The 16,589-nt window shown below is 58.0% G+C and carries 12 protein-coding genes and 5 pseudogenes; 4 read left to right on the plus strand and 13 right to left on the minus strand.

The features are described 5' to 3' along the window. Positions 1-2: 2 nt before the first annotated feature. Positions 3-1,579: pseudogene (istA, locus tag E1N52_RS34250) on the minus strand (IS21 family transposase). A gap of 139 nt (positions 1,580-1,718) precedes the next feature. Here istA and E1N52_RS34255 point away from each other — a divergent pair. Beyond that, positions 1,719-1,922 (plus strand): annotated as a pseudogene (locus tag E1N52_RS34255) (transposase domain-containing protein); the annotation flags it as partial. A gap of 153 nt (positions 1,923-2,075) precedes the next feature. On the opposite strand, the pseudogene E1N52_RS34260 reads toward E1N52_RS34255, so the two are convergent. Beyond that, positions 2,076-2,414: pseudogene (locus E1N52_RS34260) on the minus strand (MFS transporter); the annotation flags it as partial. Positions 2,415-2,559: 145 nt separating this feature from the next. Between E1N52_RS34260 and pdxR the strand changes: the two are divergent. Further along, positions 2,560-4,047: a MocR-like pyridoxine biosynthesis transcription factor PdxR gene (gene pdxR, locus E1N52_RS34265; RefSeq protein ID WP_133188210.1), complete on the plus strand. Its 1,488-nt coding sequence runs from the start codon at positions 2,560-2,562 to the stop codon at positions 4,045-4,047. A gap of 59 nt (positions 4,048-4,106) precedes the next feature. On the opposite strand, the gene E1N52_RS34270 is transcribed toward pdxR, so the two are convergent. The 7 genes and pseudogenes from E1N52_RS34270 to E1N52_RS34300 all read right to left on the minus strand — a co-directional run. Next, positions 4,107-5,408 (minus strand): ArgE/DapE family deacylase, encoded by a 1,302-nt coding sequence (locus E1N52_RS34270; protein ID WP_133188212.1) that lies wholly within the window; start codon positions 5,406-5,408, stop codon positions 4,107-4,109. A 13-nt stretch (positions 5,409-5,421) separates the two neighbouring features. Beyond that, entirely contained in the window at positions 5,422-6,657 is a 1,236-nt protein-coding gene (locus tag E1N52_RS34275) for a Zn-dependent hydrolase (protein WP_133188214.1), read from the minus strand. Positions 6,658-6,795: 138 nt separating this feature from the next. Next, entirely contained in the window at positions 6,796-7,842 is a 1,047-nt protein-coding gene (gene speB, locus E1N52_RS34280; RefSeq protein WP_133188216.1) for an agmatinase, read from the minus strand. A gap of 63 nt (positions 7,843-7,905) precedes the next feature. After that, positions 7,906-9,225 carry an MFS transporter gene (locus E1N52_RS34285; protein WP_425468182.1) on the minus strand — a complete coding sequence of 440 codons (1,320 nt, stop codon included), beginning with the start codon at positions 9,223-9,225 and terminating at the stop codon, positions 7,906-7,908. A 112-nt stretch (positions 9,226-9,337) separates the two neighbouring features. Further along, positions 9,338-10,687, minus strand: a complete 1,350-nt coding sequence (locus tag E1N52_RS34290) for an aspartate aminotransferase family protein (RefSeq protein ID WP_133188220.1) — start codon at positions 10,685-10,687, stop codon at positions 9,338-9,340. Continuing rightward, positions 10,684-11,769 (minus strand): phosphotransferase, encoded by a 1,086-nt coding sequence (locus tag E1N52_RS34295; protein ID WP_133188222.1) that lies wholly within the window; start codon positions 11,767-11,769, stop codon positions 10,684-10,686. The genes E1N52_RS34290 and E1N52_RS34295 overlap by 4 nt, the downstream gene beginning before the upstream one ends. A 456-nt stretch (positions 11,770-12,225) precedes the next feature. After that, positions 12,226-12,390, minus strand: a pseudogene (locus E1N52_RS34300) (IS5/IS1182 family transposase); the annotation flags it as partial. Positions 12,391-12,428: 38 nt separating this feature from the next. On the opposite strand from E1N52_RS34300, the gene E1N52_RS45375 reads away from it, so the two are divergent. Both E1N52_RS45375 and E1N52_RS45380 read left to right on the plus strand, forming a co-directional pair. Then, positions 12,429-12,659: a tyrosine-type recombinase/integrase gene (locus E1N52_RS45375; protein ID WP_281282796.1), complete on the plus strand. Its 231-nt coding sequence runs from the start codon at positions 12,429-12,431 to the stop codon at positions 12,657-12,659. Further along, positions 12,656-12,973 carry a tyrosine-type recombinase/integrase gene (locus E1N52_RS45380; protein ID WP_281282797.1) on the plus strand — a complete coding sequence of 106 codons (318 nt, stop codon included), beginning with the start codon at positions 12,656-12,658 and terminating at the stop codon, positions 12,971-12,973. The genes E1N52_RS45375 and E1N52_RS45380 overlap by 4 nt, the downstream gene beginning before the upstream one ends. 222 nt (positions 12,974-13,195) lie before the next feature. Here E1N52_RS45380 and E1N52_RS34310 read toward each other — a convergent pair. From E1N52_RS34310 to E1N52_RS34325, 4 genes and pseudogenes are all read right to left on the minus strand, one after another. Next, positions 13,196-13,348: pseudogene (locus E1N52_RS34310) on the minus strand (IS6 family transposase); the annotation flags it as partial. A 536-nt stretch (positions 13,349-13,884) separates the two neighbouring features. Next, positions 13,885-14,031, minus strand: coding sequence for a hypothetical protein (locus E1N52_RS45020; RefSeq protein WP_246089329.1), 147 nt, complete (start codon positions 14,029-14,031; stop codon positions 13,885-13,887). A 454-nt stretch (positions 14,032-14,485) separates the two neighbouring features. After that, on the minus strand, positions 14,486-15,631 hold the full coding sequence (locus E1N52_RS34320) for a succinylglutamate desuccinylase/aspartoacylase family protein (RefSeq protein WP_165979504.1): 1,146 nt from the start codon (positions 15,629-15,631) through the stop codon (positions 14,486-14,488). 64 nt (positions 15,632-15,695) lie between these two features. After that, positions 15,696-16,589: ornithine cyclodeaminase family protein (locus E1N52_RS34325; RefSeq protein ID WP_133188226.1), on the minus strand; the 894-nt coding region annotated here is incomplete at its 5' end.

Below are 16,589 nucleotides of genomic sequence, written 5' to 3' on the forward strand. Positions count from 1 at the left end.
GCTCAAGAGAGATCTCCGTTGGGTGATGGCATGGCGGCGCTATGCTTGGCGCCGAGGGTGAACAGGTCGGCGTAGTCGTCGCCGTCCCGGATGAGGTGATGTTCCTGAGTCAAGGGCAGTTCGCCCTGGACGGGCGCGTCCAGTTCGGCCAGCGCCTGCTCCAGCAGACGCTCGGTCAGCGCCTTGACCTGTTTGTAGCTGGGCACGCCTTCTCTCATTGCGATCTCGCAGGCCGATTCGATCAGGCGGCGGGGATAGCGCCGGACCAGGCCGACGATGCCCCAGAGCTTGCGCTGACCGACTCGCCCTTCGGTGTCGAACAGATGCTGGCACAGGCGTTCGGCCGATGGCCCGATCGTCCTGGCCTGCGCGAGGATGCGGCGCGTTTCCCGGGAGGGATTGAACGGTCGCTCGTCGTGCGGCAGGATCACTGTTCCCGGCCTGTCGGCCAGAATGTGGGTGCGCAGCAATGTCTGTGTCTGGAGGTTGCGGATTTCCAGGTGACGGGCAAATTTACGCACCAGCACCTTGCTGCCAATGGGAGCCGGTTGGGCAGCGTAACTGCTGTGGTCGACCCGTACGCACGTGTCGTCGCAGACCGTGTAGACCTTGTCGGTGAAGTATTCGAAGTTGCGCGCCGGCAAGGCACGCAGATGGGGGCGCTCTTCCTCGAACATCGCCTGAACCTGGCGACGGGTACTGCCGTGGATCCTTCTGGCCGCCAGTTCGATTCCCATTGATCAAGGAAGGCGTTTTGCTCCTCGATCGACTCGAACCGGCGCCCCTTCAGGGCCGTGCCTTGGGTATGCTGGATAGCGTTCTCGACGGTGCCCTTGCGATTCGGATCTCGTACGCGGGCTGGGTCCGCCACCACGCCGTAGTGAGCGAGCATGGCTGCATACACCGGATTGAGCTCCGGCTCGTACAGGTCCGGTTTGATCACGCCTTCCTTCAGATTGTCGAGGACGACGTATTGCGTTACACCACCCAGCTGGCGCCAGGCCTGCTCGTGCAACTCGGCCCAGACCTGTTTGCTGGACTTCCACACAACGCGGCGGAAGCTGCGTCGCGAGTACCGAAGCGTCATGACGAACAACCGCGGCTTGCGGTARCGGTTWGTGCCCGGYACCCTGGTCAGGGCCCCYTCGCCATARTCAACCTGSGCTTCYTCGCCAGGCWGGAARTCCAGCCGGTCAAACTGSGCCGGYTCATGCTGGCGCAATGTCCGCACGAACCGCTTGACGCTGTCGTATCCGGCRGCRAAGCCAAACCGGTCCACCAGATCCTGGTAGATGGCCATGGCGTTGCGCCGCAATCGCAACTGGGCCTCTATGAACTCCCGGTGCGGCTCGCAGGCCGATACCTGGYTGCYCTTTGCCGGTGGGCAGGGTGGGGRAATTTGCAGCYCGGMGCCGGTGGGCACCGTGGGGGAATTTGCCTGCGCCGCCGCGAATTGCTCCTGGTACTTRCGGATCGTCTTMCGGTCRACKCCCGTAATCCGSGCRATCTCCCGCTGACGTTTGCCCGCKGCGAYGAGCGTGGCGATGGTTGTTTGCAGATGCGGCTTCAAGACATTCACTCCAACAACCCCTCTTTTTCTTCATTCGAGGGGTGTAAGGTAACGTCCTGCCAGACCGCGCCAGCGTCATGCTCCGCGTGTCTCTAGGTGGGGGATTTTAGGTGCCCACAGGTGGGGGAATTTGCCCGCCCATCGGGGGTTTAGCGACACAGTTGATGGCGCAAAAGCGAGCGCCACGGTGTACAGCCTGATGTTGACGTGCAGAGCCTGCGGCGTCGAGCCATACGACTACCTGCTACACATACTCACCGAGTTGCCGCAGCGTGCGCCGGACGCAGATGTAACCGACCTTCTGCCGTTCAATTACGCCCGGCAACAAAAGGAAAAGGAAGAGACCGGCTGACGAACTGAATGCGCGTCGGCGTGCTGGCCCACGCGCAGGCTCATCACCTCGACGCGAATATCGCCGGTTGACCCCGACCATCGCGGTACGGCTGCGCTTGCCCGTCTGTCGCAAACGATTCTTTATTCGGTGTGCTGAAATCACCGCTTACGAAATACCAATGGACTGATAACCTGGGATCAAACCGATCGCGGTAGTCGCAATGCCCATGAGCAGCAAGGTTATGACCAGCGTTTGCTTGCGGCCTACGCGGTCACCAAGGTGACCGAACAAAAGTGCACCGATCGGTCGAGCCACAAATCCGACAGCAAACGTAGCAAGCGATGCGAGCGTCGCCGTAAGCGTATTGTGTACGGCAAAGAACACATCTCCAAACACCAGCGCCGCCGCCGTACCGTAGCAGTAAAAATCATACCACTCGATCATGGTGCCAAGGAACGCGGCTAGAGCCGCGCGAAGCGGTTGACGCTCGACAGGTGCAGGATTGTTCATCTTGTGGGCTCCGGCGGGACCTCGAGATTGCTGGCATCCGTGCGACGCAGGACGCAGCGCTTGAATCGTTAGATCGATTGACGATATCAGGCGCCGGCTATAACCTATATGTCCACCAAAATAACGTCGTTAAGGCCACTTTTCGATGCGTGAAATCCTCCTTTCGGATCTGCTATCGAGCGCGCTTTCACGGGAGTCCGATCAGTCGTTGCAACGCCAGATTTACGAGGTTGTGCGTCGGGCGGTGCTGGATCACACACTGGCACACGGACAAAAACTTCCGTCTTCCCGTCAGCTTTCGAGTGACCTCGGCATATCCCGGATCACAGTGTCGCTCGCCTATGATCGTCTCATTGCAGAGTCGTATCTTTCCGCGACTACAGGTAGTGGAACATTCGTCGCAAACACCGGCGCGTTACCCAGATCGGCCCCAGAAAAAGGTTCTGTCACCGCTCTGTGGCGCCCTCTGGCCAAGCGCGGTGAGCAGATCTCCTCCGGAAGTGGCGGTATCCCCCAGCATTGGGGAGCGTTCGTTCCCGGTGTCGCAGATGCTTCGATGTTTCCCTTCCATATCTGGAAGCGGCTTTTAGCACGGAACATATCCAAGGTTGACCTCGCGCTCTCTGGGTACGCCGCAGATGGGGCTGGCTACTTGCCGTTGCGGCAAGCAATTACGAGTTACCTCGCAATATCGCGCGCCGTTGTATGTGACCCTGAGCAAGTCATCGTGACTTCGGGAACCCATCAGTCGATCGATCTTTGCGCACGCATGCTAGCCGACGTCGATGAGTGCGCGCTCGTCGAAAGCCCGTGTCATTGGGCTTTTCCGGCAGTGCTCGAGGCGGCCGGACTTCACATCGACGCCCTCACGATGGACGAAAATGGGGCAGACCTGGCTGGAAGTACGATCAATCGCAAGACGCGGCTAGTTGCAGTCAGCCCTTCCCATCAATATCCAACCGGGATTGTGATGCCGCTGCATCGCCGCCTCGAACTCCTTGAACTCGCTCGCAAGCACGGGGTCTGGATTCTGGAAGACGACTATGACAGTGAATTCCGATACGACTCTGCTCCGATCGCGTCGTTGCAGGGCCTCGACTCTGACGGCCACGTCATCTACATGGGTACATTCAGCAAAGCAACGTTCCCGGGAATGCGGATGAGTTACATTGTTGTCCCGAAATCGCTCGCCGCGCGGTTTTCCGCAGCATGTGCACAGATCTATCGACCGGGTCAATTGCATGTGCAGGCGGCTCTGGCTGACCTCATTTCCGAAGGCCATTTTTCGCAGAACATACGGCGAATGAGAACCGAGTACGCCGCTCGCCAACAGGAATTGCGCGACGCAATAGGTGCCGAACTCGATGGTGCCGTTACGCTCTCGGAAGCGAAGGCAGGTTTGCACCTGTTCGCAAGAATATCGCGCCCTGTGAATATGGAAACGCTGTTGCAGGTGGGGCGCGAGCGCGATCTTGTCTTGCGTATGCCGCACTTCATCACCCACCCGGAGTCGCCAGGCGAATTGTCTTCTCTCGTTCTCGGCTTCGGCGGTGTACGCATCGAAGCGATTCGTCCAGGCGTCAAGCGTTTGGCACAAGCAATAGAGCTTGCAGCGACAAAAAGGCGTCGCTAACAGCGTCGTCAACAGGCGCAGAGACGAGCGACTCCAAGCACCTGCATGCCGCAAATCAGCTATCTTTGCTCGACGCCGCACCAGTCGGCCACAAACAACGCGAGTGTCTTGGTTACCTGCTTCAGCGACTCGAGATTAACCGCTTCGTCATAGCCATGTGGCATTTTGCACTCCGGACCGTATACGATCGCCGGTGTGTCGGCATACAAGCCAAAGAACCGCGCATCCGTCGCCGCAGAGGTGGCGTACTCGGTAAGAGGTTCGCCAAAGACCGCACTGTGTGCACGGCCCAACGACGCCTCGACGTCCTCAGAATTGGTAAGGACGTAACCCTCGGCCATGAACCCGTGATACTCAACTCTCGGCGCGTGGTGCCGCAGGAATGGATCGTCGTGAGAAGCCTCTGCGATGAAGCTTTCGATTTCTACCCTGGCTGCGGCGAGACTTTGTCCCGGATAGACAGCAACACGCATGTCGAACGTACACCATGCCGGAACACTGGACGGCCAGTCTCCGCCTGCGATCTTACCTAGATTGAAGCGAATCGGGTGTGGGTGGTCACAGAAGTGTCGGTGCTCGACCTTACGTGCGTTCCAACGCCGCTCGAGTTCCTGCAGCCTTCCAATCAGATAGATGGCCTTCTCAATTGCGTTCGCGCCAGCCCCCGAAAACGCCGCAGACGCGTGCTGAGGATCGCCTGCCACATGCACTTGAAACCACATTGGCCCGACCTGAGCGCGCATGAGCTTTGGCAAAAGCGGCTCAGGAATGAATGCAGCATGGGCCTTGTATCCCCGTGCGAGACAAGCAAGCGCTCCATTACCTGTGCATTCCTCTTCAACGACGGACTGCAAGAAAACATCACCTGCCGGCTGGAGGCCGACGCTAGCCAGCGCATCGATCGCGGCCACGCACGCCAGCAGGCCTGACTTCATATCGCCAGCCCCTCGTCCATACATCCAGCCATCTATGACTTCGGCGCCGTAAGGATCAGTCGTCCATTGCGCTCTCGGGCCCACCGGCACGACGTCGATATGTCCGTTGAGAATCAGCGAGCGACCACTCCTGTTGCGCGCCCGGTGCGTGCCAACAACATTGCGGCAGTTGTCATAAGAAACCGCAACGGGTGAAAAACCGGGAAGGTGGCGATTTTGATCAAGGTCTATGAGCCATTCATCGACGTCGAACCCGCGCTCCCTATACATCGACGCCATGTATGCCTGCGCGGCAGTCTCCTCTCCGCGCTGAGACGGAATCTTCACCAGTTCCGCCAACGTCGAAATTTGCCGATCGAAGCCCGCCTCGACCGCGCGTGAAATAGCGCCCTCTAGATGCCTAATCTCGATCTCGTGATCGCTCATACGTGTCGTATCGTCAGTGATTTGCAAGTGCCATCATCGCACCCAGGAGCACGTTCGCCCCGGCCTGGAGATGCTCTGGCTGTGCGGACTCGATTTCGTTATGACTGATCCCGTCCTTGCATGGCACGAAGATCATCGACGTCGGCGCCACTTTCGCCAGATAACAGGCGTCATGTCCGGCGCCAGAAACGATCTCCATGTGGGTGTACGGTGTCGCCAGAACAGCGTCCCTGACTGCCCCGATCATCTCGCTGTCAAACTTCGTCGGAACAACATATTGTAGTTCTTCAAAATGAAACGTTAATCCTGAATCACTCTGAGGTCGCGCGCAGATCTCGCGCGCCTTTTGAACCATTTCTTGCAGGACTTCCGGTACCAGGTGGCGCAAATCCACGCTAAACCGCACAAGCCCTGGGATCGTATTGCGGGAGCCCGGCGAAACGTCGATTTCGCCAATAGTCGCGCGAGCATGCTCGCCATAGCCCCTGCCAATATCCACAATCTGAGTGAAGGCGGGCGCAGCCGCGTACAGTGCGTCATGCCTGATGCCCATCGGCGTAGGACCCGCATGAGCCTCCCTGCCGGTTACCGTGACGTTGATCAGCCGGATACCGAGAACACCGGTCACTATGCCGATCACTTTCTGCTCGCTCTCAAGTACAGGGCCTTGCTCGATGTGAGCCTCCAGATAAGCGCCAACACGATGCTCGCCAATCTGTTCTGCACCAACGTAGCCCAGCCTGTCCAGTTCATCCTTGACCGAAATGCCTAGAGCATCTTGCGACGCATATGCGTGCTCGAGCGGGATATCGCCACAGAAGACGCCTGACCCCATCATGGTCGGTACGAAACGCGCGCCTTCTTCATTCGTCCAGATAACAAGCTCCAGGGGCGTGCGTGTCTGAATCTGCTGGTCCTGTAGCGTCTGCATCACCTCAAGGCCAGCCATGACACCATAGCAACCGTCGAACTTACCCCCCGATGGCTGGGTGTCGATGTGGCTTCCGGTGACGATCGGCGGCAGGCTGTTATCGACCCCGGGGCGCCGGCCAAAGATATTTCCAATTCTGTCAGTCGTCAGCTCAAGCCCGGCGTCACGCATCCAGCTGCAGACCAGTTCGCGCCCCTGCTTATCGAGACCAGTCAAGGCGAGCCGTCTCGAACCTCCCCGCTCCGTCTCACCAATTTTGCCCAGCGTCATCAGCCGTTGCCAAAGCCGCTCTCCGTTGACTTCCGATTGCGTTTTCATTCGAATCCTTCACCGTAGGAATTCGCATAATCGTAAGCAGCCAAAAGCGCTGGTGATATGGCCACTTCTGAATTTTCCCTAAGATCACTTGCCGCCAGGGTGCGGTTCTCGCCTGGCGGCGCGTTTCGAACAGTCGCGTTACTTGTTCAGTCGAACACAGAGGAGACTGAGAATCTCAAACAGTACCTGCGCTCCCGCATGGGCCGTATTCGTGGTCGCATCATATTGCGGAGCAACTTCCACGACGTCACCGCCAATGATGTTAATACCCGCAAGTCCGCGAAGTAATGCCTGCACTTCGCGAACGGTCAGCCCACCTACTTCGGGAGTTCCAGTTCCCGGAGCGAATGCGGGATCGAGCCCATCGATATCGAACGACAGGTAGACCGGCACATCACCAACAATCTCTCGCGCGCGCTCGATTACCGATTCGATGCCGTCGCGCTGGACGTCTTCCGCATGAACGACCGTCATTCCCGACTCGTACGAGAACTCCCAGTGATATTCCGCGGAACCGCGTATGCCAATCTGAATTGTCCGCGTCGGGTCCACAAGTCCCTCAAGCACGGCGTGGCGAAACGGTCCACCGTGGTGAAAGCGACAACCATCGAACGGGCCACCGGTGTCGCAGTGAGCATCAATGTGAATGAGGGCAACGGGCTGGTCCTTCCCGAGAACGCGCAGAATCGGCAGCGTAATCGAATGATCACCGCCGACCGACAGCGGGATAACACCGGCACTCTTGATAGCCTGATAAGTGGACTCGATGTCGCTATGACAATCGGCGAGATGGAAGCGACTGCGAAACGGTACATCGCCGATATCCGCAACCTTTATATCGCGCGTCGGTGAGCACTTCAGCACATGATTGTACGGACCGACACGCTCGATCGTACGCAATGCCCGGGGGCCGAATCGCGCACCATTTCGATTGCTTACACCGAGATCCATAGGAACTCCGATCAAGACAGCCTGAAGATCACCGAAGTCCGGTGCAGCCCAGTCGATCTGGCGCAGGCTTGCGTCCAGTAGCGTGGAAACTCCAGCGAAAGGCGCGTCGCGGGTACCGCGCTCATCGATCACATTGGCCGCAACGGATCGGAAATGATCGTCATAGAACCGGGTCTCGTTTTCGCCACCGAAGCGTGCGCGAAGTTCTTCGAGACGCTGTTTCGTAAAATTCATCGTATTTCTCTTGTACTCAGTAAATTTTCTGCGCGCGCGGCGCAGTACGTCACATCACACGATCTAAACCGTACCCATCGAGTTCTGTTCACGGCTTTCTGTTTGTTCGACTTCTTGTTCCGCATCCGGGATGAACGCGGCGCAAAGAAACGTCCCCAGCGATATGACAGCGAACATGGCCGCGAGCGGACCCCACTGGCCGGAAAATCGCTGAGCCACCCACAGTCCGATCAGGGGCGTCGTACCGCCGAAGATTGCACCGCAAAGCTGAAAGCTCAGTGATATGCCCGTGTAGCGCATGCTCACAGGAAAAGCCTTTGGAAGAAACGGCGCCAGCACTGCGTAGTAAGCTGCGATCAACGCGGTGGCAACCAGAATCGCGATCGAGATATTCGCAATGGAACCGGTTGAAATAAGGTACATCATCGGTGCACACCAAACGAGTGTGCCCAACGTAACCCCAAGCATCAGCCGACGTTCGCCGATCCTATGCGCAATCAGGCAACCAATGGGATAGAAGATCAGTTCCACAACGCCAGACCAGGTGACCACGTCTAGAATCGCCGATTTGTCGACGCCCAGATACACCGTGGTGTAAGAAATCATCAACGTTGTCACGAAATAGAATCCAGAGATCCCAAGCAGACAGACACCGACCCCGAGAAGTAGCGAACGCTTGCGTTTCCTGAGAATCTCGATGACCGGAACCGCCTCGTGCGAGTCTGTTTCCTTCAGTCGCTTTTCCACCTCAGGACTTTCATTGACTCCCTGTCTAATCAGGAAGGCAACGAACACAAGCAAACCGCTGAGCAAGAACGGGACACGCCACCCCCAGGCCTGGAACGAGGCCGACGGCAGATTGCTGACCATTCGGAACACAACAGTTGCGAGGATCAAGCCAATCGGGCTTCCGTACTGCGGCGCCGCAGCGAGAAATGTGCGCCATTTCGCCGGCGCATGTTCCGCAGCAATCAAGACTGCGCCTCCCCACTCTCCGCCCACGGCAATACCCTGGACAAGTCGCAGAATGACGAGAAGCACGGCAGCCCAGGGGCCGATCTGTGCGTGCGTCGGCAGCGCACCAATCATGGTCGTAGCGACACCCATCACGGTGAGCGTGATGATGAGACTCTTCTTCCGTCCAAGACTATCGCCGAGATGCCCAAACACCACTGCGCCGATCGGGCGCGCAAGAAAGCCGACAGCAAATGTCCCAAGCGATGCGAGTGTCCCCAGAAACGGGCTGGACACCGAGAAGAAGAGGCTACCGAATACAAGTGCGGCCGCCGTACCGTAACAGTAGAAGTCGTACCACTCGATCATCGTGCCCAAAAATGCTGCCAAGGCTGCTCGCACAGGTTGATACTGGCTTTTCGCATCCATCATTGTCTCCATTTTTCACCAACCCCGCCCACAATCAAATTAGGATTGCGTATGCAATTGGCGCCATTCCGACCGCGTTGTTACGGCCGGGAAAGTTCTTTGAATTATTGGTTTATTGTTTCGTCCGACGTTGCGACACCGCTGTCAGTGCTGCATCAAGCGTCTCGACAAGCTGATCGGCGTTTTCCCGACTAAACGGCAAAAGCGGGCGAATTTTCAGCACATTGCCCCGTGTACCGGTCGCACTGATCAGCACACGACGTCGACGCATCTCATTCACGACTTCGTTAGTCTCCTTCTTCGCCGCAGTCTTCGATGCCTGGTCAGACACAAGTTCCACGCCGATGAAGAGGCCATCCCCGCGAACATCGCCAATCAACTCGTGACGCACGGCCAGTTCCCGTATGCCTTCGCGGATATAAGCCCCGACTGCCCGTGAGTTTTCTTGAAGCCCCTCTTCCTGGATCACGCGCAGTGTCGCCATGGCTGCAGCACAAGAGACGGGATTTCCACCAAAAGTGTTGAAATAGCGACCACTCGCACCGAACTCGCTCACTACCTCGGGCCTGACCACCAGCCCCGCAATCGGATGTCCATTGCCCATGGGCTTGCCCATCGTAACGATGTCCGGAACGATCCCGTGGCGCTGGAATCCCCACATCTTTGACCCTGTTCGAGCAAAGCCCGCTTGCACCTCGTCGGCAATGAAAAGTCCGCCTTCAGCACGGATTGCTTCAACAGCCGGCCCCAGGAACCCTGCAGGATCAGCGAACACACCGTCGCTTGAGAAGATCGTATCGACCAGCAACGCTGCCGGCTTAATCCCGTGGCGTTTCAGATCGGCGATTGCAGCTTTCACTCCCTGCGCAAAGCGCTCTCCAACGGTAGCGGGATCACCAAGATATGTGTCAGGAGCAGGAACCGTGCGCACATCCGTCCCAAGCGGCACCGATTCGCCCAACGACGAAGAGACTGCGGCAACTGCAGAAGTCACGCCGTGATAGGCGAGTTGTGTGACGATGATCCCGCTGCCTCCCGTTCGAAAACGGGCGATTCGCAGCGCCAGATCGTTTGCCTCGCTCCCTGTGCACGTGAACATGACGTTCGAGAGCGCTCCCGGGAACGTCGCGAGCAACTTTTCTGCGTACGTCAGGATGCCGTCATGCAAGTAGCGTGTGTGCGTGTTCAGTACCGCGGCCTGACTCGCGATTGCCTCGACCACCTTCGGATGGCAATGGCCGACAGATGCGACATTGTTGTACGCGTCGAGATAGGCATTGGCAGCAGTGTCAAACAGCCATACACCTTCCCCACGAACGATGTGCAGCGGTTGTTCATAGAAGAGGCGGTATGCAGTCCCAAGAGCGGCTGCACGTCGGTTCACCAGGCCCTTTTCTGCGGCTGTCAATGCGTTCGTCGCCGACGGATCAAACGAATTCAACATTGCTTTATCTTGCTTCATGCTATGTCCTTTGTAGCGCTGTCACAGGCTTTCAGAAGAAGATCCTTCATCTCGTCGTCGTCAGCAGCAGCCAGACGACGGAGGCCGTCCCACGATAGGGGATTGTTGCGAAGGATGTAGTTTCGATTCTCTGGATAGCGTTTGGCGCGCCAGCCCGTGATAAGCACCGTCACAAGAAGTCGCGCTGCGATAAGCTCGGGCAGCAAGACAATCTCTTCAGGCGAGAGCGGGCTAACCGCATGATATCCAGCGACACATTCGCTAGCTGTAGACAGCGGCTCTGCGCTGTCATCAAGCTGGTACGCACAAGCAACAGCGATGTCGTTAACCAGCGGTGCCTTGACCATATCCCCGAAATCGAGCACTGCGGTTACTCGATCGCCGACTTCGGAGTCCACCATGATGTTGTACGCATTCATGTCATTGTGGATGACCTGGCGACGCAGGCCGAGGAGTGCAGGTTCTGTCTGCTCAACGAACCGTTGCATGAACCTCTCGGCCAATGCTCGCTCCTCGACGGAGTCAATCATCGTGAGCAGCGACCCGAGGCGATTCGCGCGCTGCGAGTCCCAGAGCAGATCGTGCTGCGATGCCGGATGGTCAAACCCCTCCAATGCGAGATCGAAGCGCGCGAGCACAGCGCCGAGCGATGCCCGCAGTTTTGGCGAGCGGCCCGCTCGATGCATTGGAATGCCAGGCAGGAAGGTGATCAACCGCACCGCGCGTCGGCAATGTTGATCATCCTTGTGCCAATAGGTTGCCTCCCCCTCTCGCGTCGGCAGAAGATGCGGAATGGGCAGCAAGGGATCACGCGCCATTAGATGCAGCTGCGCCTTCGTATGAAAGTCGGTCACCTGCGGATCCTCAGCAGGGTTGGTGACTTTCAGTACATAGGTGTGCCCGGATGCATCTTCGATCCGGAAATTCTGGTCTCGCTCACTGGTCAGCGTACTAGCCAGCCCTTTGATGCCATAGACTTCACTGGCAATTCTCGACGCATCCGCAACGGACAGCCATGTGAATCGATTAGCGAACAATTCGTCATCTTCCGGATGGCGGTGTTCCTTTTGCGCCGCGGTCATGGTTCCTCTTTTAGTCAAACGAGTGTGCAAATCGTAGCCAGATTTGGATTTACTGGCGATAGCCACTACGATCAACTTGATAAGTCCATTTTACGACAGCGAGGTGATCGGCTCGGGCTGGCGCTGGACTCGAGAGGCTGCCCGGCACGGATTCCCCGATTAAAACGCCCCCCTGAACCTGCGACAGATGCAGAGTCCTGTCCCGTCTCCCGTCTCCGTTGCGCCGAGCATCGCAGCCGCCTAGTCAGCGCTATCTGGCGGCGATGCGCGCGGTCGCTAGATGCGTCGCCGGGGCACCGGGTGATGGGAAAGTGGGGAAATAGCGTTTCACCCCGTAGGCCGGCGCGCTGGACCATTACCTCCGGCAGGGCGGCGATCGGATTGGCCGCAGCAGCCCGGGGAAACGAGAATGCCCTCGCAATCTGCACGGACGGGACGTCGAGCTTCAAGACCGTCGCCGCCACCGTCGCCGTCCCGATCGTCGCCGTTCTTGTGTACAAAACTCTTGTGCCCCGCCCACGCCTGTATCAACGTTCCGTCCACGCTGAAATGCTCACCCGAGAGCAGGCACTTCTTCTCGGCGATGGCCACTACGGCGTTGAAGAATTCGATCACGGCATCCTAGCCCCAACACGTGGTGCGGCCGGCGCGATCGCGTGATGTTGGCGACCCTCTATAACACCGGCGCTCGGGTGTCCGAACTCATCGGCATACGCGTCGCCGACGTCGAGCTGGATCGAAGCCCTTCTGTACGTCTTCACGGCAAGGGCCGCAAAGAACGTGCGGTCCCGCTCTGGCGCAGCACTGCAAACCAGATCCGCTCTGGCTTCGGCAGATTGACGCTTCACCCGGACAGTGGCTCTTTCCAAATCGCTCAGGCGGACCGATGACGCGAACCGGAATAACCGATCGTCTTAACCTCGCCTACGAGGCTGCGGCAACTCATTGCGTGGGACTCAAGGGCCGACGCATCTCACCGCACCTGGTTCGGCACGCGACTGCCATGCACCTGCTTCAGGCTGGCGTTGACCTTACGGTCATTGCGCTGGGGCTCGGTCACGAGAACCCAGCGACCACGCACATGTACATCGAGGCGGACCTAGCAATGAAGGAAAGAGCCCTCAGTACGCTTCAATTACCTCACAGCAGGCAACACCGATACAGGCCCACTGACCGCGTACTGCAGTTTCTCGAGGGTTTGTGATTATGCACGGCCAAGAACGATCCGCTAACTGAACTGCTCAAGAACCAAATACGCGCGCGGCACGGTCCATAGTTCGATTTATATCGGAACGCACGCCGCGCGCTCCGTCCCCCTCAACGGGAAAGCATGCATAGTCCCGGGGCGTCCATAATACGTCGATTCGATTAGGTTTTGTCGCGATAAGGAAGTCGAGTCAAACAAATCCGAGATGATGAGGAATACTTATGCAGCCAACGAGTAGAACTGCTGGGCGGCAGTTAGCGCGATGCCGCCGTCTTTCATCTGGCCTTTGACGATCATGTGCATGAACTCGATGCCGCCGAGTATGATGCGTGCACATCGAAAACTCTTGAACCCCAGCATCAACCGGGTGCGATGCTAGGCCATACCTGCTCCTTTGAAACAGATACTCAAGCGACTTGCAGGTCGCACGAAAACATTCTTCGCAATGTCGATCCCAACGAGCGTAAGCTTCATTTCGGCCTCTCCGGTTTGCTTCGAAAGACCTCCATGATCGTCCCTTTTTGGCACTTTGATGCCATCGCTCCGCGAGGGTCCACTCTTAATGCCGTTTGACATCTCTATCGCCTCTGTCGTGCATGGGGTGGGAAGCGCTCATTTCATTCGTCGAGTATTGGCTTGGCCATGTCCTTTTCGTCGTCGAAACAATGAAAAGGTTAACAGCATTCATCGAGGGTTAACAGCCCCTGGTTCATTTTGTTAAGGGTTCTGTATATGTTCTTTTTTTGAAGCGGGTAAACCGATAGGCGTGTCGTCATCTGGCACAGACCATCGCGCTTCTATGCGCCCTTTTTCTGGTTATCAATTCGTATTACTTATCATATTGAGAAAGGAGACCACACCAACTCGTCGATCTGTGACGTATCTGGTCGTCCTCTACCGCTGAAGGTTCAGAGCCCGCTCAATGCGTTGGTCAAGCGGCGGATAGCCTCGTCGATGGTAGAACGTGGGCAGCCGAGGTTCGCGCGCATATACCCATGCCCTTCGATGCCGAACTTCTGGCCCTTATCGAACCAAAGCCGGGCTTCGGTCAGCATGAATTTGTTCAACACATCCGCGTCCATGCCCAGCCCGCGGCAATCCCCACGCGAGGTAGAGCGAGTCGGCCGGGAGCACTTCGATCTTCGAAGTGATGCTATGCACCGCGTTGCGAAAGTGAGCGCGGTTTCCGCGAAGGTAGACCAGCAACTCCTCCAGCCATGCTTCGCCATGGGAATCGGCAGCTTCCGCCGCGACCATTCCGAGCGTATTAACCGACTGGTACATGTTCCTGTCAAACTGTCGACGCAGCGCTTCACGCCGACGGCTGTTGGGAACGATGTCAAGCGCAATCTCAAGTTGATACAGCTTCGGACGCAAACGCAATCGTGGTTTGATACACCCGCTCCTGCGGTTATAGGGTGGTGCTGACCTCTTCGAACTGCGTTTGCGTTTGACGTCGTTCTCGTCGCTTAGGTACCCGCGACCGGTTGTAACTGCGTGAGAAAACGCTTAAAAATCGAGCAATAAATTGCCGGGGTCGCGCCCTTCGAGCGCCAAATCTCCTGCGATCAAAGCTGCACGTTGGCCAGGCCGCACAAGCTTTTGCAATTGACGCACGACCATCACGCCGTCAATCGGACTAACGACCGGAATGCGCGAATTGATTCCTTCGCCATCGAGGCGGACGATCTCTGCGAACGTCTCTCCAGCCACGATATGCTCTCCGGGCGCGCGTCGATAAACGATCACGCCAGCGCACGCGCACCGCACGTGGGCAGCCCCCTGGAGTGGAAATACGTCGGGCCATGCATTCAAACGTTGCGCATCGACCGCTTCTGGCAAGGACAAGATGTCTTCGGATTCGGCGAAATGCAGCAGACTTCTCGCATCGTGGAGCGCGAGTTCATCGTTGACGTCAGTCTGGCCACGCAACTCGATCGTCGCCGAGAAGCCGCTCTCGTTCACACCGAATACGCCAGCCTGCTGCAATGCCCCCCACGCGCTCGAGTGCGTCTGATCGAATGCTCCTCCCGCGCTCTGGGACGGCTCGAGCAGCACAACCGGTGCTCCGATTTGGCGAGCCAATCTCACAGCCCGTTCACGTTGCAGCGCTGACGCATACACATGAGCGACTGCGTCCGTGTCGCAATGCAGATCGAGAACGATGTCGTGTTCCAATGCCAGCCTTGCCAGTCCAAGCTTCATCGCCGCAGTGGGACTCAGATCGTCGCGCTCGCCCAGCAAACTGCGGAAATAGTGCTTCCACCCGGATCGATTGAGGCTGCGCGCATACGATTCGCGCATACGATTCGCTACTGCTTGATTCAGCAACGGGAAGTTGCGGTTAAAATTTTCCCCATTCTCAAAGTCGAATCGCCCAACCACCGGGCCGAATAGTCTTTGTGACAGACCGATCGGGTTGGCGTACGGCACGACGGTGATACAGCCATGGATCCGGCCGGCGCTATCGAGTGCGTGCAGCAACTCAACCAGGTGTTGCAGAACCAGCAGACCGGGATGCTCGTCGGCATGCATGCCCGCATGCAGATACAGGCTGCGCCCGCTATCGGCTCCGCCGAACCGATGCGCCGTCAGATGGAGTGCGACGCCMGGTGCAGGTGATGGGAGAGGAATCTCGATGCGTTGATAGGTCACGTGTTGCCTCCTCAAACGAATCCCGACGACGAACGTCCGCGCCACCGGTTGCCCGACTTGTGAATTAATGTCCAGCTGTACCGGCGACGATCCGATAGAGCTCCGCTGCGACGGCGATGTCCTCCAGKCCGAGCCCGATCGAACGGAAGAAAACGTTCCGTTCATACGATGGCAAACGGGCGCRGCCGGCAACCAGCTCAGGCAGGTCTCCGACAATGGCGTTTGCGCTCCAGTCGAATTCGGCCGCTGCAATCTTCATTTCGCCAGCACTTGCAGGCGTTGTTGCGCGATAGTCGCAATAGACATCCATGCCCGGCAGCCATGCGGGCGGAATTTCGTGGGCRTTCGCAACGTTTGTGCTGATCGAAGTTACGAGTGCCGGGCGTGTCAGCATGCCGTCCGTCAACACGGGCTTGCCGGAAGATGTGCATAGCGAAACGACGTCCGCATCGCGCACGCATGCGTCGAGACTGTCAATAACGACGACCCGCGAGTCGATCGATTTCACCAGATCGCGCTTGCAGCCGTCCGTGGCGAGTTCCGGCGAATACACCTGAATGGTTTGCCATGCGCACGTCCCCTTGAGATGGCGCAGATGAGCCAATCCTAATGCCCCGGTTCCGATCAGCGCAAGGCGGCGTGCATCGCGAGGAGCCAGATGCTCAACCGCCAGTGCAGTCGCGCCCGCGGTCCGTTCAGCCGTCAGCAGGCCGGAGTCGCACCACATGAGCGGACGCCCGGTTTCCATCGACATCAGTGCAGTCCATGCCGTGACGATGGGACCAGCGCTAGTCGGCACATAGGGGGACAGTTTCGCGCCGAACACCCGCTCATCCGCCAGGGTCCCCAGATAGGTAATGAAATCGCCAGCGTTTTCGGGAAAAAGCGTTAGCGTCTGCGGTGGCTGCACCGCACGACCGTTCGCCAGGGAATGAAACATCCGCGCCAGTGCACCGCG

It is taken from the genome of Paraburkholderia guartelaensis, from assembly GCF_004353905.1.
Taxonomy (GTDB): Bacteria; Pseudomonadota; Gammaproteobacteria; order Burkholderiales; family Burkholderiaceae; genus Paraburkholderia; species Paraburkholderia guartelaensis.

Coding starts and splice junctions, on each gene's coding strand:
- pdxR (WP_133188210.1), top strand. CDS start 2,560: ATGCGTGAAATCCTCCTTTCGGATCTGCTATCGAGCGCGCTTTCACGG.
- E1N52_RS34270 (WP_133188212.1), bottom strand. CDS start 5,408: ATGAGCGATCACGAGATCGAGATTAGGCATCTAGAGGGCGCTATTTCA.
- E1N52_RS34275 (WP_133188214.1), bottom strand. CDS start 6,657: ATGAAAACGCAATCGGAAGTCAACGGAGAGCGGCTTTGGCAACGGCTG.
- speB (WP_133188216.1), bottom strand. CDS start 7,842: ATGAATTTTACGAAACAGCGTCTCGAAGAACTTCGCGCACGCTTCGGT.
- E1N52_RS34285 (WP_425468182.1), bottom strand. CDS start 9,225: ATGGATGCGAAAAGCCAGTATCAACCTGTGCGAGCAGCCTTGGCAGCA.
- E1N52_RS34290 (WP_133188220.1), bottom strand. CDS start 10,687: ATGAAGCAAGATAAAGCAATGTTGAATTCGTTTGATCCGTCGGCGACG.
- E1N52_RS34295 (WP_133188222.1), bottom strand. CDS start 11,769: ATGACCGCGGCGCAAAAGGAACACCGCCATCCGGAAGATGACGAATTG.
- E1N52_RS45375 (WP_281282796.1), top strand. CDS start 12,429: ATGTTGGCGACCCTCTATAACACCGGCGCTCGGGTGTCCGAACTCATC.
- E1N52_RS45380 (WP_281282797.1), top strand. CDS start 12,656: ATGACGCGAACCGGAATAACCGATCGTCTTAACCTCGCCTACGAGGCT.
- E1N52_RS45020 (WP_246089329.1), bottom strand. CDS start 14,031: ATGCTGACCGAAGCCCGGCTTTGGTTCGATAAGGGCCAGAAGTTCGGC.